The organism is Novosphingobium sp. NFX11, from assembly GCF_057376415.1.
In genome coordinates, this window is the sequence record NZ_CP080384.1 from 2,177,644 (window position 1) to 2,193,115 (window position 15,472).

Annotated in this window: 14 protein-coding genes and 1 pseudogene; 2 read left to right on the forward strand and 13 right to left on the reverse strand. The window is 66.0% G+C overall.

Annotated elements, in window-relative coordinates:
• Positions 1-69: 69 nt before the first annotated feature.
• From pnp to KZO24_RS11090, 6 genes and pseudogenes are all read right to left on the reverse strand, one after another.
• Complete coding sequence (gene pnp / locus KZO24_RS11065) at positions 70-2,373, reverse strand: polyribonucleotide nucleotidyltransferase (RefSeq protein WP_271181901.1); 2,304 nt, start codon at positions 2,371-2,373, stop codon at positions 70-72.
• Positions 2,374-2,578: 205 nt separating this feature from the next.
• Positions 2,579-2,848 carry a 30S ribosomal protein S15 gene (gene rpsO / locus KZO24_RS11070; protein WP_271181902.1) on the reverse strand — a complete coding sequence of 90 codons (270 nt, stop codon included), beginning with the start codon at positions 2,846-2,848 and terminating at the stop codon, positions 2,579-2,581.
• Between the two features lie 5 nt (positions 2,849-2,853).
• Complete coding sequence (gene truB, locus KZO24_RS11075; protein WP_271181903.1) at positions 2,854-3,759, reverse strand: tRNA pseudouridine(55) synthase TruB; 906 nt, start codon at positions 3,757-3,759, stop codon at positions 2,854-2,856.
• Positions 3,759-4,262 carry a DUF2239 family protein gene (locus KZO24_RS11080; protein WP_036530221.1) on the reverse strand — a complete coding sequence of 168 codons (504 nt, stop codon included), beginning with the start codon at positions 4,260-4,262 and terminating at the stop codon, positions 3,759-3,761. Before KZO24_RS11080 ends, truB begins: the two co-directional genes overlap by 1 nt.
• Positions 4,263-4,521: 259 nt before the next feature.
• A pseudogene (locus KZO24_RS11085) lies at positions 4,522-5,113 on the reverse strand (thymidine kinase).
• A 73-nt stretch (positions 5,114-5,186) separates the two neighbouring features.
• Complete coding sequence (locus KZO24_RS11090) at positions 5,187-5,510, reverse strand: hypothetical protein (protein ID WP_486486215.1); 324 nt, start codon at positions 5,508-5,510, stop codon at positions 5,187-5,189.
• A gap of 164 nt (positions 5,511-5,674) precedes the next feature.
• On the opposite strand from KZO24_RS11090, the gene KZO24_RS11095 reads away from it, so the two are divergent.
• The gene (locus tag KZO24_RS11095; RefSeq protein ID WP_486486216.1) at positions 5,675-6,835 is read left to right on the forward strand and encodes a DUF1963 domain-containing protein; all 1,161 of its coding nucleotides are present in this window, start codon (positions 5,675-5,677) and stop codon (positions 6,833-6,835) included.
• 12 nt (positions 6,836-6,847) lie between these two features.
• Here KZO24_RS11095 and KZO24_RS11100 read toward each other — a convergent pair whose 3' ends face one another.
• Positions 6,848-7,576, reverse strand: a complete 729-nt coding sequence (locus tag KZO24_RS11100; RefSeq protein WP_271181906.1) for an alpha/beta fold hydrolase — start codon at positions 7,574-7,576, stop codon at positions 6,848-6,850.
• 96 nt (positions 7,577-7,672) lie between these two features.
• Positions 7,673-8,065, reverse strand: a complete 393-nt coding sequence (gene rbfA, locus KZO24_RS11105) for a 30S ribosome-binding factor RbfA (RefSeq protein ID WP_271181907.1) — start codon at positions 8,063-8,065, stop codon at positions 7,673-7,675.
• Positions 8,066-8,176: 111 nt separating this feature from the next.
• On the opposite strand from rbfA, the gene KZO24_RS11110 reads away from it, so the two are divergent.
• Positions 8,177-8,524, forward strand: a complete 348-nt coding sequence (locus KZO24_RS11110; protein ID WP_271181908.1) for an RcnB family protein — start codon at positions 8,177-8,179, stop codon at positions 8,522-8,524.
• 49 nt (positions 8,525-8,573) lie between these two features.
• On the opposite strand, the gene KZO24_RS11115 is transcribed toward KZO24_RS11110, so the two are convergent.
• The 5 genes from KZO24_RS11115 to rimP all read right to left on the reverse strand — a co-directional run bounded on the left by KZO24_RS11115 (position 8,574) and on the right by rimP (position 15,350).
• Complete coding sequence (locus tag KZO24_RS11115) at positions 8,574-9,110, reverse strand: DUF1697 domain-containing protein (protein WP_271181909.1); 537 nt, start codon at positions 9,108-9,110, stop codon at positions 8,574-8,576.
• 505 nt (positions 9,111-9,615) lie between these two features.
• Complete coding sequence (infB, locus tag KZO24_RS11120) at positions 9,616-12,390, reverse strand: translation initiation factor IF-2 (RefSeq protein ID WP_486486217.1); 2,775 nt, start codon at positions 12,388-12,390, stop codon at positions 9,616-9,618.
• 22 nt (positions 12,391-12,412) lie between these two features.
• A complete protein-coding gene (locus KZO24_RS11125; protein WP_271181911.1) occupies positions 12,413-13,171 on the reverse strand; it encodes a DUF448 domain-containing protein in 759 nt (252 codons plus the stop codon).
• A complete protein-coding gene (gene nusA / locus KZO24_RS11130) occupies positions 13,152-14,774 on the reverse strand; it encodes a transcription termination factor NusA (RefSeq protein ID WP_271181912.1) in 1,623 nt (540 codons plus the stop codon). The genes KZO24_RS11125 and nusA overlap by 20 nt, the downstream gene beginning before the upstream one ends.
• 3 nt (positions 14,775-14,777) lie before the next feature.
• The gene (rimP, locus tag KZO24_RS11135) at positions 14,778-15,350 is read right to left on the reverse strand and encodes a ribosome maturation protein RimP (protein ID WP_008830680.1); all 573 of its coding nucleotides are present in this window, start codon (positions 15,348-15,350) and stop codon (positions 14,778-14,780) included.
• Positions 15,351-15,472: the final 122 nt, after the last annotated feature.

Sequence of the window (15,472 nt, forward strand, 5' to 3'; positions counted from 1 at the left end):
GCTGGTCACAAAGCAAAAAGGGCCGCGCTTTCGCGCGACCCTTTTTGCGTCCTAAGCGGAGTGTGCCGATCAGTCTTCCTTGAGGAAGGCCGGCATGTGGTTCGGATTGCCACCCTCGCCGCCACCGTCACGGCGCGGACCACGGGGACCGCGATCGCCACCGCGACCACCGCCGTCACGGCGCGGGCCACGACGGTCACCGCCGCGATCGCCGCCACCACGCGGGCCACGGTCGCCGCCTTCACGCGGTTCGCGGGGCGGACGGGTGTCTTCCAGCTCGGCGCCGGTTTCCTGATCGACGACGCGCATCGACAGGCGGACCTTGCCGCGCTGGTCGATCTCGAGGACCTTGACGTAGACCTCCTGGCCTTCCTTGACGACGTCGGTGGGCTTTTCCACGCGCTCGTTCTTCATTTCGGAAACGTGGACGAGACCGTCCTTGCCGCCCATGAAGTTCACGAAGGCGCCGAAGTCGACGATGTTGACGACCTTGCCCTGGTAGACCTTGCCGACTTCCGCTTCCTCGACGATGCCGAGGATCCACTTCTTGGCGGCCTCGATCTGCGCGGTGTCCGAGGACGAGATCTTGATGACGCCTTCGTCGTCGATGTCGACCTTGGCGCCGGTCTCGGCGACGATCTCGCGGATGACCTTGCCGCCGGTGCCGATGACGTCACGGATCTTCGACTTGTCGATCTGGATCGTCTCGATGCGCGGGGCGTGCGCCGACAGTTCGGTGCGCGACGAGCCGAGGGCCTTGGTCATCTCGCCCAGGATGTGGGCGCGGCCAGCCTTGGCCTGCTCCAGAGCCTTGGCCATGATCTCGCGCGTGATGCCCGCGATCTTGATGTCCATCTGCATCGTGGTGATGCCGATTTCGGTGCCCGCGACCTTGAAGTCCATGTCGCCGAGGTGATCTTCGTCACCCAGGATGTCGGACAGGACCGCGAAATCCTTGCCTTCCAGGATCAGGCCCATGGCAATGCCCGAGACCGGGCGGACCAGCGGCACGCCGGCGTCCATCATCGACAGCGAACCGCCGCATACGGTGGCCATCGAGGACGAACCGTTCGACTCGGTGATGTCCGAGAGAACGCGGATCGTGTAGGGGAAGTCTTCCTTGGCGGGCAGCACCGGGTGCAGCGCGCGCCATGCCAGCTTGCCGTGGCCGACTTCGCGGCGGCCCGGCGCGCCGAAGCGGCCCACTTCACCGACCGAGTAGGGCGGGAAGTTGTAGTGCAGCATGAACGACGAGTACGACAGGCCTTCGAGGCCGTCGATCATCTGCTCGGCGTCCTTGGTGCCCAGCGTGGTGGTGCAGATCGACTGCGTTTCACCGCGGGTGAACAGCGCCGAACCGTGGGTACGCGGCAGGAAGCCGACGATCGCCTCGATCGGGCGGACCTGCTCCAGCGTACGACCGTCGATGCGCTTGCCGTCCTTGAGGATGGCGCCGCGAACGATGTCCGCTTCCAGCTTCTTCATGGTCTTGATCGCGACCATCTGGAGCTGCGGGGTTTCACCCGAGAACGCTTCCTTGGCCTTGGCGCGCGCGGCGTTGAGGGCGTTGGAGCGGGCCGACTTGTCGGTCAGCTTGTAGGCTGCGGTGACGTCCTTGCCGACGGCCTTCTTGAGCTTCGCCTTGATGTCGGCAGTGTTGTCCGACAGGTCGATGTCCCAGGGCTCCTTGGCGGCCTTTTCCGCCAGGTCGATGATGAGGTTGACGACCTTCTTGATCTCGTCATGCGCGAACACGACGGCACCCAGCATCTCTTCCTCGGTCAGCTCCTTGGCTTCCGATTCCACCATCATCACGGCGTCGCCGGTGGCGGCGACGACGAGATCGAGGCGGCCGTCGGTGAGAGCAGCGGTCTGCTTCGGGTTCAGCGTGTATTCGCCGTCGACGAAGCCGACGCGCGCGGCGCCGATCGGGCCCATGAAGGGCACGCCCGAGATGGTCAGCGCGGCCGAAGCGGCGATCATCGCGACGATGTCGGCCTCGGTCTCGCCGTCATAGCTCAGGACCTGGGCGATGACGTTGATTTCGTTATAGAAGCCCTCGGGGAACAGCGGGCGGACCGGACGGTCGATCAGGCGGCTGGTCAGCGTTTCCTTTTCGGTCGCGCCGCGCTCACGCTTGAAGAAGCCACCGGGGATGCGGCCTGCGGCCGAATACTTTTCCTGGTAGTGGACGGTCAGCGGGAAGAAGTCCTGGCCTTCCTTCACCGACTTGGCGGCGGTCACGGCGCAGAGCACCACGGTCTCGCCGTAGGTTGCGAGGACGGCGCCGTCGGCCTGACGGGCGATGCGGCCGGTTTCGAGGGTGAGGGTCTTGCCGCCCCACTCCATGCTTACGGTCTTTACGTCGAACATTTTCGATTTCCTTGACCCGCGCGGCCCTATTGCCATGCGGGGCTTACTGCCGGGGATACCGTCCCGGTCCGGTGCGGGGCTTTTTCGTCGCCCCTGGGCTGCCTGCGCCGAATTGCGAGGTTGCCCGGAAATTTTGCTGGCGCGCTTTACCACGCCTCATGCTTCAAATGCAAAACGGCCCGCCGAAGCGGGCCGTAGCTTGATCTTACTTACGCAGACCGAGCTTCTGGATGAGCGAGTTGTAACGCGCCACATCCTTCTTCTTCAGATAGTCCAGCAGCGAGCGGCGCTTGTTGACCATGGCCAGCAGACCGCGACGCGAGTGGTTATCCTTGTGGTGAGCCTTGAAGTGCTCGGTCAGGTTGCGGATGCGCTCCGTAAGGATCGCGACCTGGACTTCCGGGCTGCCCGTGTCGCCAGCGACGCGAGCGTTGTCCGTGATGATGTCCTGCTTCTTTTCAGCGGTAACCGACATTTCATTTACTCCGCGACATCGGATAGATTGAACCCCCGAACGACGCGGACCTCGCGGTCCGTAAGCTGTACCAAAGCGACGGGGACGGTGCCCTCGTACGCGCAGTATAGCCCGTCTTCATGGGGCATTCCGGTAAGAACGCGGCCCTGACGGACCGCCCTTGCCTGCTCCGGGTCGAGGTCGATGGCCGGGATGTCGTCCAGCCCCGCCTCCAGCGGCAAGAGTATCTGCTCAAGAGGCGCGCCCTTACCGAATTCGTTCAATTTGTCCAGCGAAATCGCGTGGGACAGGTCGAACGGCCCCGCCTTGGTCCGGCGCAGCATCGTGACCGTGCCGCAACTTCCCAGCGCCTGCGCAATGTCCCGCGCGAGGCTGCGGATATACGTGCCCTTGGAAACCGTGGCCAGCAGTGTCGCGCCCGCTTCGGGATCGAAATTCAGCAGTTGCAGGTCGAACACGGTCACGCTGCGCGTCTTAAGCTGCACATCCACCCCGGCCCGGGCAAGGTCATAGGCGCGTTCGCCATCGACCTTGAGCGCCGAGTAGGCAGGCGGCACCTGCTCGATCGGCCCGGTAAAGCGCGGCAGCACCGCCTCCACATCCCCGCGCGAGGGGCGCACGTCGCTGGTCGCGATCACCGCGCCTTCGAGGTCGAGCGTGTCGGTTTCCTCGCCGAACTTCACGGTGAACTCATAAGCCTTGGTGGCATCGAGCATCCGGCCCGCCAGCTTGGTCGCCTCGCCCAGCGCCACCGGGAGAATCCCCGTCGCCAGCGGGTCGAGCGTGCCGCCGTGGCCCACCTTCACCTTCTTGCCGTACCCGGCCTCGCGCAAATTGCGCTTCACCGCCGCCACGGCTTGCGTCGAACCGAGGCCCAGCGGCTTGTCGAGAATGATCCATCCGTGCGGCATCATGCTTCCTTGGGCCATGCGAGCAACCGCGCATGATCGGCGATCGGGGTGGGCCAGAGCACGCACAAGGCGTCGAAATTCTCCCGGTCCCCCGAATAGAGCGCGCGGATCGCCTCTTCGTAGCCCGGACGGTCGCCCGCCATGACGGTGAGGAAGCGGCAGGCGGCGTCGAGACACTCGCGCTCGCTGCGCCCGGCCCGCATCGCCGCCTCCACCAGCTTGCGCAAGGTGACCGAGGCGCCGCCGGGCTGGCCGGCCAGCCATTCCCAATGGCGCGGCAGCAACGTGACCTCGCGCGCCTCCACGCCGAGCGAAGGCCGCCCGCGCGGACGCGGTGCGGCGGGTTCGGTCAGGTCGAGATCGACCTGCCGCCCGGTATCGTCGTCGAAGGCGAGCAGATCGCTGCTGCGGGCGAGCGGACCGAGATCGCGTAGCGCCTGGGTGAAATCCCCCGGCTGTCCGCGCGCGATCACGTCGTCCTTGTAGAATACGGTGACGGCCATGGGCACTTCCTTTCGGACAGCGCCGCTACATTAACCCGGATGAAATTGTCAATATACCCGGATTAAAATTGATCTAGGCACGCTTTTGACGGGAAGCGGCCGTGTTATCCTCCCTGTTCCGAAGGAATGGGGAGGTGGCAGCCCGCAGGGCTGACGGAGGGGTTTGCCCCTCCACCACCGACTGCGTCGGCGTCCCCCTCCCCATCGCTGCGCGACGAGGAGGATCAGGCAATGTCCGCAATGGGCAGTCCGAATAGCCCTACCGCCCCAGCGCCTCGCTGAAATGGCGGCGACACAGCGCCACGTAGCGGTCGTTGCCGCCGATCTCAGTCTGCGCGCCCTCGCTGACGGCCCGGCCGCCATCATCCACGCGCAAGTTCATCGACGCCTTGCGCCCACAGTGGCACACCGCCTTGAGCTCGATGAGCGAGATCCGCGATCCCCAGCAGGATCGCCGCTCCGGGGAACAGATCGCCGCGAAAATCGGTGCGCAGGCCGTAGCAGAGGACCGGAATGCCCACCTTGTCGGCGATGTCCGCGCATTGCCACGCCTGCGCAGCGGTGAGGAACTGCGCTTCGTCCACCAGCACGCAGGACAGCGGCTCCACCGCGTGGGCGGCGCGCACTTGTTCGCACAAGTCGGTCAACGGGCCGAACCGGTGCGCCGAGGCATGCAGGCCGATGCGGCTTTCGATCGCGTGATCGGCGCCCATATCGGCACTGCGATCGTCTATCGCGGCGGTCCACAGCATCGTCTTCATACCACGCTCACGGTAGTTGAAGGCCGCCTGCAACAGCGTCGTCGATTTGCCCGCGTTCATGCTGGCGTAGTAGAAATAGAGCTTGGCCATCGGTTGCTGGGGATAACACCGCCCCGAATGCGGCGCACGGTCTTTCCCGGGCTTCTCCCCGGGTCAATTGCCCTTAACAATCAAGATCGAAGTCCAAGGGAGTGCCGGATGAGGCCGTGGTCATGAAGAAGCCGGGCGCATGAAGAAACTGATCGCCGCGCTGGCGGCCTTTGCGCTGCCCGCGCTCCTTGCTGCCTGGCTGGCGCTCGCGCCGCTGGGCGGGCAGTATGCCTCGCTCGATCCGCTCGCCGAGCGCGTGATCGGCATGCAGGGGCGCAATGCGGCCGTCTTCGCGCTGCTGATGGCCGGGATCGGCCTTGCCGTGCTGGCCGCGCTGGCGGTGCGCGGCAAACCTGCGGAACGACTGACGTATCAACCGCAAGTCGCACCGCAGCAATTCGGCCGCCGCCGCCGCAAGCTCACCGCCGAACCGGAGCCGGTTGACGAAGAAAGCCCCGAAGAAGACGCCCTCCCGTTCGAGGAGCCTGTCACCGAAGAGCCTGCGGACGACCCGGAAGCCCCCGCCCTCCCCCGCAGCCGACCGTCGCGGCCGCGCCCGTCGTGCTCGTGCGCAAGCAGCGGGAGCGGCGGCGCGACTGGTTCGGCGATGCCAGCTGGCTCGGCGGCCTGCCGCGCCTCGGCAATGCCGAATGGCCGCGCGACGAAGCGGGGACGCCGCTGCCCTTCGCGGCGCAGATCGACTTGTCCGAACTCGCCGCCGCCCGCCCGGACATGCCGCTGCCGCGCAGTGGATCGCTGGCGTTCTTCCTCGGCGCGGGTGCAGTCGTCGCCGTGCCGGAGGGCATCCACGACTTCACAGACCCGCCCGCCGACCTGCCGCCCGCCTATGACGAGGGAGGGCTGCCCTTCCCCACCCGCCATACCCGCCTGACCCGCTGGTTCTTCCCGTTCTGGCCGGTGAGCCCGGTGGCGCTCGACCCGACCGGCCCGCAGAGCGACGCGGCGCTCGCCGTCCGCCTCGGCGCGGCCTTGCGTGATCATACCTTCTACGCGGCGGGCGTCGGCGCTCCGGTCGAGGCCCTGTGGTGGCATGCGGTGATCCATTTGTCCGACCGCCTGCACGAGGCGCTCGACGAGGCGCCGCGCCTGCTTTCCCGCCGCCGTGACGAGATGGCGCGCCAGAACGCGGAAATCGCCCGCCTGCGCACCGATGCGGCCGCGATCCCCTACGCACTGGAAGATGCGCAGGAGATCGCCGAGCAGATCGAGGGCGAATACGCGCTGCTTCAGGACCAATGCGCCGCGCTGCCCGCTATGGTCGCCGCGCTCGACCAGTTCATCGCCGGGCGCGAGCCGATGAAGCGCCTGACCACAGACGAACTCGCGGTGGTCGGCGACATCCTCGCCGAGCTGCACGAGAGGTACGGCGAAGTGGTGCAGGCGCACCTGCCCGGCACGCTTGCCGACCTCGCGACGATCTCGCTGCGCACGATGGTGTCCGGCCCACCCGAAACCCTCGCCGCCGTGCCGGACGCCGTGCTCTCACGGATCAACCGCGAATACCGCATGCCGCCCGTCCATCACCACCGGATGCTCGACGCCGAAACCGACGGCAGCGAAGTCCTGCTGCTGCAACTCGGCTACGACGACCTGATGGAGTGGGCATGGGAGGAAACCGGCGCCTGGCGTTTCCGCATCGGCGCCCAGGCCCTGCTTACCAGAGACTGGCAGGCAGCGACGCTGGCGTTCGAGACGGACTGACAGGCCGGCCGGTCAGGACCGCGCCTCGGCCAGCAGCACTTCGGCGAGCGCTTCGGGACGGGTATTCATGACCTGATGCCCGGCATCGATGCGGTGCAGTCGGCGCGCATGAAGCCGGTCGGCGAAGCGCTCCTGCCACGAAGCCGGCAAGGCCATGTCGCGCAAGGCGACGACGTAGCAGGCCGGGATCGCGCGCAAGTGGTCGTAGCGCCATTCGCTGTAGGCATAGGCGCTCGCCGGCCATCCGTCGTGGCCGAGCTTTCCGAGGAAGGCTGCCGCCTCGCCCTCCTCCATGTCGTTGCAGAACATGGTTGCGTAGCGCTCGGCTTCGGACCCGGATGGATAGCCGACTTCCTCGACACTCGACCCGCGCGGCCCGCGCCCCATCTGATCGAGCGTCGTCAGGCCCGGCAGGGGCGCCGAACAGGTGACGTAGGCCAGCTTGCCGATGAGGCCGCCGGGCGCAAGGTCAGCCATGTGCGGGATCGTCATGCCTGCCTGTGAATGGCCCACCAGCATGACCCCGCGCAGCCCGGAGGCGAGGATGTCGCCGATCAGTTCGCGCGTTGTGTCGGCGAAGGCATAGGCGGCGTTATCCACGCCGCGCTTCGCGCCGCAACCGGGTGCATCCAGCGCAAGGCAGCGCACTGCCCCGCCAGACTGACGCCCGACCGCCGCGATCGTCTCCTCCCAGACCCAGCCGCCCTGTCCGCCGCCATGGAGGAACACCATGTCGCGCATACCTGCTCTCCCGATCATCGAATTGCGATCAGGGTAGCGGGCCGGGTGAGCGTAGGAAGAGGCAGCGCCGGGTGATCGTCCCGGCGGTGCGGACTATCAGCCCTCGAGGTCGCGCTTCACGCGCGGGTCGTTGAGCAGTGCGTCGATGCGGCGCGCCTCGTCGAACGTCTGGTCGGAGCGGAACTGGATCTTGGCCGCGAACTTCAGCTTGAGCCGCTGAGCGACCTCGCGCTGGAAATAGGCGGTGTTGGTTCGCAGCGCCTTGAGCACTTCCTCCTCGTGCTCGCCCAGCAAGGGCTTCACGAAGACGCTGGCCTGCCGCAGATCGGGCGTCATGCGCACTTCGGTGACGGAGACGGTATGCGCGCTCAGCGTTTCGTCGTGGACCTGCTGACGGGCGAGGATCTCGGAAATGACGTGCCGCACCTGCTCACCCACCTTGAGGAGGCGGACGGAGTGCTGTTCGGGAGTTGTCTGGTTTTTTGCCATCTTGATGCGTCCATGTGGGCCGGGCGCGACAATTTGCAACAAACTGTTACGCCTCCTTGCCCGGTTCCTGGCGTTATCCCGGATGAAACGTGCCGTCAAAGGAGTCGCACCATGAAAAAGTTCACCGCCGCCCTGCTCAGCGCCGCGCTGCTGGTCCCCAGCATCGCCGCAGCGCCTGCCATGGCGCAGCCCGCCCACCACGACGATCGTGGAAATCGCGACGATCGCGGCCCGCACAAGACCGTCGTGACGCAGAAGACGACCTACAAGTCCTTCCGCAAGGGCCAGAAGTTCGATCGGCGCTATGCGCGCAACTATCAGGTCATCGACTATCGCAAGTACCGCAACGTAAAGGCGCCGCCGCGCGGCTACCACTACGTACGCTCGGGCAACGACATGCTGCTCGTGGGCATCACAAGCGGTATCGTCGCCTCGGTGCTGGCGGGCCAGTTCCGCTAAGGCCGACTGGCGGGATCAGAGGGCGGGCCGCTCGCGCGGCCCGCCATTTTCATGCCATCTTCGCGGCGATCCGCGCGAGCGAGCGCACGTTGCGCGCGGTGCCCCGGCAGCCGAGACGCCGCTCGATGAAGGCATTGGTGAGCTTGGACTGGCCCGCGCCGTCCACGTAATCGATGTAGAGGCAGCGCGGCCCCATCGCGATCTTCTCCGGCCCGCGCCCGGCATGGTCGGCCACCAGCTTTTCGAATGCCGACTGATCGGCGTCGCGTTCCAGGAACAGGGTGTGGACGTAATGGTCCTGTCCGATTCCGGTGAACGGATTGTCCTCCACCGCCGAGCGTACTTCCCCGGCGTTGCGCACGGCGGCGAAGGTGTTCATGTCGAAGCGGTCGAGCATCATGTGCGCGAACAGGTCTTCCAGGCCATCGGTGGGCCGCTCGTCGAAATCGAACAGGACGTTGCCGCTGGCGACGACGGTTTCGACGTTCTCGAACTCCTCGCGCTCGAAGGCATAGCGCAAGTCCGCCATGGTCAGGCGGTTACCGCCCACGTTGATCGAGGCGAAGAAGGCGCAGTAGCGGGTCATCTTGAATGTTTCCGAAGATTGATGAAGGCCGACCTCGCCTACCACGATTGATGCACCCGGTTAAAGTTCCGCAAGGCCCGGAAGGCGCGCCCTTGCAAGGGCGCGTGGAGCGATGTAATTTGTGCCCATCACCACGGTTTGAATGTTCATTCAACCTGCCGAGCCCGGATGTTCCAGCATCCGGGCTCTTTCCATAAGAACGCCTGACCATATCGGAGGTCGGCGTTCCAGCGCCGACCTCCTCTACCGGCTACTTGCGGCCCAGTTCGATCAGCTTGATCGTCAGGGTTACCAGCGCGACGATCAAGCTCGCCACGCCAAGCACCAGCATCACCACGACTTGTGTGTCCATCCACATCACCTGCCTTTCCGCCGCCAGTTGCGACCGGCGAGGTATAGGCGCGATGCGCATCCGTTCCCGATTAAATCCCGGCAAACGAAAGCGGCCACCGCCGGGTCTCCCCGACGATGGCCGCATTCATCAGCGTTGGTGTAAGATCGAGCCTTAGCCGACGGTACGCTCGCGGTGGCTGACTTCGAAGACTTCGAGGTGGTCGCCCGCCTTGATGTCGTTCGTATCGGCCAGCACGACGCCGCATTCCAGGCCGGCGCGCACTTCGTCAACGTCGTCCTTGAAACGGCGCAGCGAGGAGATCGTCGTCGCCGAAACGATGACGTCGTTGCGGGTGAGACGCGCGCTGAGACCCTTGCGGATGTAGCCCTCGACCACCAGCAGACCCGCTGCCTTGTCGCGCTTGCCGGCCGGGAAGACCTGCTTGACCTCGGCGCGGCCGACGACGGTTTCGATGCGCTCCGGACCCCAGATGCCCGCCATCTGCTTGGCGACCTCTGCGGTCAGTTCGTAGATGACGTCGTAGTACATCATCGGCGTCTTGGTACGCTCGACCAGTTCGCGGGCCTTGGCGTTCGGACGGACGTTGAAGCCGACGATCGGCGCGCCCGAAGCTGCGGCAAGCGTCACGTCGGTCTCAGTGATCGCACCGACGCCCGAGTTCAGGACGCGAACCTTGATCTCGTCGTTCGAAAGGGCGTGGAGCGCGGCGTTGATCGCCTCGACCGAACCCTGCACGTCCGCCTTGATGACCACCGGGTACTCGATGACCTTCTGCTTGTCGGCGAGCGCCGAGAACATCGTGTCGAGGCTGGCGGGCGCCATCGCGGTGCGCTTGGCAGTCGCCTGCTCCTGACGCCAGGACGAAACCTCGCGGGCGCGCTGCTCGCTCTCAACCACGGTGAGCATGTCACCGGCCATCGGAACGCCGCCAATGCCCAGCACTTCGACCGGCATTGCCGGCAGGGCGACCTTGATCTGGCGGCCCTTGTCGTCGAGCATGGCGCGCACGCGGCCGCTCTCGGTGCCGACAACGAGGATGTCGCCGACCTTGAGCGTACCACGGTTGACCAGCACCGTCGCGAGCGGCCCCTTGCCCTTGTCGAGCTTGGCTTCGATCACGGTGGCTTCGGCCATGCGGTCCGGGTTGGCCTTCAGTTCCATCAGTTCGGCCTGGAGCAGGATCTTCTCGATCAGCTCGTCCAGACCCTTACCGGTCTTGGCCGAGACTTCGACGTCCTGCACGTCACCCGACATGTCCTCGACCACGATCGAGTGTTCGAGCAGACGCTCGCGCACCTTCTGCGGATTGGCTTCGGGCTTGTCGCACTTGTTGATCGCGACGATCATCGGCACGCCGGCGGCCTTGGTGTGATTGATGGCTTCGACCGTCTGCGGCATGATGCCATCGTCGGCCGCGACCACCAGCACCACGATGTCCGTGACGTTGGCACCGCGCATACGCATCTGCGTGAAGGCGGCGTGACCCGGGGTGTCGAGGAAGGTGACGAAGTCGCCGCCCTTGGTCTTGATCTGGTAGGCGCCCATATGCTGGGTGATGCCGCCCGCCTCGCCGCGCACGACGTCGGTGCCGCGCAGCGCGTCGAGCAGCGAGGTCTTGCCGTGATCGACGTGGCCCATGATCGTGACGACCGGCGGACGCGCCTTCAGCGTGTCCTCGGGATCGACGTCCACGGTGTGGTCGATGTCGATGTCGCTTTCCGACACGCGCTGGACGTTGTGGCCGAATTCCTCGACCAGCAGCTCCGCGGTGTCCTGGTCGATCGTCTGGTTGACGGTGACCATCATGCCCATCTTGAACATCGACTTGACAAGGTCCGCCGCCTTTTCGGCCATGCGGTTCGCCAGTTCGGCGACGGTGATCGCCTCCGGCACGATGACATCGCGAACCTGCTTTTCACGTGGCTGCGAACGGCCGCTGTAGCTGGAACGACGCTCCTTCTCACGCGCACGCTTGAGCGCGGCGAGCGAGCGGGCGCGGGCCCCCTCGTCGTCGTTGAGCGCGCGGTTGACGGTCAGCTTGCCGGCCTGGCGACGATCGCCGCCCTTGGCGTTCCGGTCGGTCTGCTGGCTCGGCGCGGGACGGGCCGGGGTCGCCGGCCCCTTCTTGGCGCCGAGCGGAGCGCGGGGTGCGGTGGCACCGGCGCTACTCCCGTTACCGGCATTGCCACCACCCGCAGTCGGGGCCGCCGCAGGTGCGGTCGGCTCGGGACGGCGCGGCTCGGGGCGCTGCACCGGAGTGAAGCGGCGTGCGGCCGGAACCGGCGTCGCTACAGGTGCGGGAGCCGGGGCAGGTGCAGCAGCCTTGGCGACCGGAGCCGCCGCAGGTGCAGGAGTCTCGGCAACAGCCGGAGTTTCCACGACCGCCGGTGCCTCAGCGGCCACAGGGGCAACCTCGGGCGCTGGTGCGGGTTCGGGCGCAGCGACAGGCTCGGGAGCCTTGACGGGTTCGGCCGGGGCAGCGGCGGCAGCAGCCGCTTCCTCTTCGGCGCGGCGATTGGCTTCGACGCGCTGCTTCTCTTCGTCGATCGCACGCTGGCGCTGTTCCTGCTCGCGGCGGGTCGCCTCCTCGAGCATCTGCATGCGGGCTTCTTCAGCCTCACGCTGCATGCGGGCGACGCGCTCCTGCGGGGTTTCGTTCGAGGGCGCAGGGCGACGGACGGGCGGCGGGGGCGGAGCCGCAGGACGCGGTGCCGCAGCCTGCGGAGCAGGTGCGGCAGCGGCAGGCGCCGGAGTCACCTCGCCTTCGGGCTTGCCGCCGGGCATCAGTTTGCGGCGCTTCACCTCGACCACCACCTTGTTGGTGCGGCCGTGGCTGAAGGTCTGCTTGACCTCACCCGCTTCCACTGAGCGCTTAAGCCCAAGCGGCTTGCGGCCCAGGGTCGGTTTGTTGTCGGTCTCGCTCATATTTCTCGTCTTCGCCCTTCGCTCAATTCGTCGTCACGGAGTCGGCCTGGGCCGCTCCGTCAGTGTCATCCATGCTGGGCCTGTGTAAGTCACTTTGGCCGTCGTCCCCGTTCGAGGCCTCCCGGCTGATGACCTGCCCTTGGAAATGCAGGAGGCGCTTTAGCAGCGTTTCGACTCGGTCAGCCGCTCCGCGATCGTTCAGCGCCAGGTGAACGACGTTGTCGCGGCCCAATGCCACAGACAACGTGTCCCGGTCCAGAGGCAAGGTGACGCCTCGCAGACCAGTTCCTTCCGCCTCGGACCCGACCCGCCAGGCCTGGTCCAGCTTGCGCGATCCGTCTTCACGCGCATCGGCGGCATGGGCAAGCCATTCGACCCGCCCCTCACGCGCGTTCTGCGCGATGCGGTCCGAGCCCATGAGCAGCCTGCCCGATTTCAGTTCAAGGCCCAGCCGGTCGGTCAGCGCGCGGCACAGCGCAGCCTCGATCCGATCCGCTAGGTCGTCGGGGATGGTAATGGCCGCGCCCTTGTAGGCCCGTGCCAGTGCTCCCTTAAGTTTGTTCTTCGACACCGCAATTTCAAGGTCTGCGCGAGAAACGCCGATCCACGCGCCGCGCCCGGGGGCACGCGCGTGGACGTCGGGGAGCACCAGACCGTCCGGCGAGATCGCCAGACGGATGAACTCCCCGCGCACAGCCTTCTCGCCGGAGAGGATGCAGGTCCTCTCCGGCGAATTGCCGTCAATGTCGGAGCTTACGCGCTCATTGCGAGGATTCCGCATCGGCGGCCTCCTCAGCTTGCGGTTCGTCTTCGAACCAGTGGGCGCGCGCGGCCATGATGATTTCGTTGCCCTGCTCTTCGGTCAGGCCGTACTCGCCGAGCACGCCGCCCTTATCCTCGTCGCGACCAGCGCGCTTGTTCACCGAACCGTCGCGGCGACGCTGTTCGGTGCGCTTCTTGGCGATGAGTTCGTCAGTCGCAAGGTCGGCGAGGTCGTCGAGCGTCTTGATGCCGCCCTTGCCGAGCACGACCAGCATCGCTTCGGTGAGGTGCGGCAGTTCGGCCAGCGCATCCTCGACGCCCAGCGCACGGCGGGCTTCGCGGTTGGCTTCCTCGCGGCGATCGAGCGCTTCCTGCGCACGGTTCTGCAGTTCTTCGGCCAGCTCTTCGTCGAAGCCTTCGATGTTCGCCAGTTCGGCGGCATCGATATAGGCGACTTCTTCCAGCTCGCTGAAGCCTTCGGCGACCAGCAGCTGCGAGAGCGTCTCGTCGACGTCCAGCTCCTCCTCGAACATCTTCGAGCGCTCGACGAATTCCTTCTGGCGCTTCTCCGAGGATTCCGCCTCGGTCATGATGTCGATCTGCGAGCCGGTCAGCTGCGAGGCCAGACGCACGTTCTGGCCGCGACGGCCGATCGCGAGGCTGAGCTGATCGTCAGGCACCACGACTTCGATGCGGCTTTCTTCCTCGTCGATGACGACGCGGCTGACGGTCGCGGGCTGCAGCGCGTTGACCACGAACGTCGCGGTGTCCTCGCTCCAGGGGATGATGTCGATCTTCTCGCCCTGCATTTCCTGCACGACCGCCTGCACACGGCTACCCTTCATGCCGACGCAGGCGCCGACCGGATCGATCGAGCTGTCGTTGCTGATCACACCGATCTTGGCGCGCGAACCCGGATCGCGGGCGGCTGCCTTGATCTCGATGACGCCGTCGTAGATCTCGGGCACTTCCTGCGCGAACAGGCGCTTCATGAAGTCCGGGTGCGCGCGGCTGAGGAAGATCTGCGGGCCGCGGTTCTGGCGCTCGACGCGCAGGACCAGCGCCCGCACGCGCTCGCCGACACGGGCGGCTTCGCGGGGGATCTGCTGGTCGCGGCGGATCACGCCCTCGGCGCGGCCAAGGTTGACGATCACGTGGCCGAACTCGACCGACTTGATGACGCCGGTGATGACTTCGCCGGCGCGGTCCTTGAACTCTTCGTACTGACGGTCACGCTCGGCGTCGCGGACCTTCTGGAAGATCACCTGCTTGGCCGACTGCGCGTCGATGCGGCCGAGGTCCACCGGGGGTAGCGGGTCGACGATGAAGTCGCCCAGCGCAGCGCCCTTCTGGAGCTTCTCGGCCTGCTTGAGGTCGACCTGCTTGAAGTAGTCCTCAACCTCTTCCACGACTTCGACGACGCGCCACAGGCGCAAGTCGCCGGTACGCGGATCGAGCTTCGCGCGGATGTCGTTCTCGGCGCCGTAGCGGTTGCGGGCCGACTTCTGGATGGCTTCTTCCATCGCCTCGATGACGATCGACTTGTCGATCATCTTTTCCGAAGCAACGGAGTTCGCAATCGCGATCAGCTCGGCGCGGTTGGCGGAAATCGCACTGGCCATGGCTTAGTCTTCCTGTTCCTCAAGAATGTCGTCCGCGCCGCTGGTATCCTGCGGGCGGCTTGCTGCGATGAGCCTGTCGGTAAGGATCAGCCTTGCCGACTGAACGTCTGCGAGCGGGAAGGACACGCGGCCGGACTTCTTGTCCTCCAGCGTGACCACTTCGCTTCCTGCCTCACCCTCGATGCCGACGAGGTCGCCGTGCAGGCCCTTGCGGTTGCCTTCGACGGGATTGATCAGGTTGATCTTCGCCTCATGGCCCGCCCAGTTGGCGTAGTCCTTGATGCGGGTGAGCGGACGGTCGATGCCCGGCGAGCTGACTTCGAGGCGATAGGCCTCCTCGATCAGCGTCTCGCCCGCTTCCTCGAGCGCATCCATGCGATCGGAGATGCGGTGCGACAGCGCCGCGCAGTCGTCGAGCACAAGCTGGCCGGTCTTCGGGTCCTCGGCCATGATCTGGAGCGCAATCTCGTCGTCACCGACTTCGCTCTTGCCGAAAATGCGCACGCGCACGAGATCGAAGCCCAGGGCGGCGACCTCCGGCTCGATGACTTCGGTAAGGCGTGCGATATCGACCAATCTGGCTTCCGTTTCGTTTGTGCTTGCCGTGCGATGAGCAACGCGGTTTCGCGCCGGCCCCTACCGGCGCCAGCCCGTTCGTTGTTTCACCAATTACGGGATGACGGCCAGATAGTCGCGAT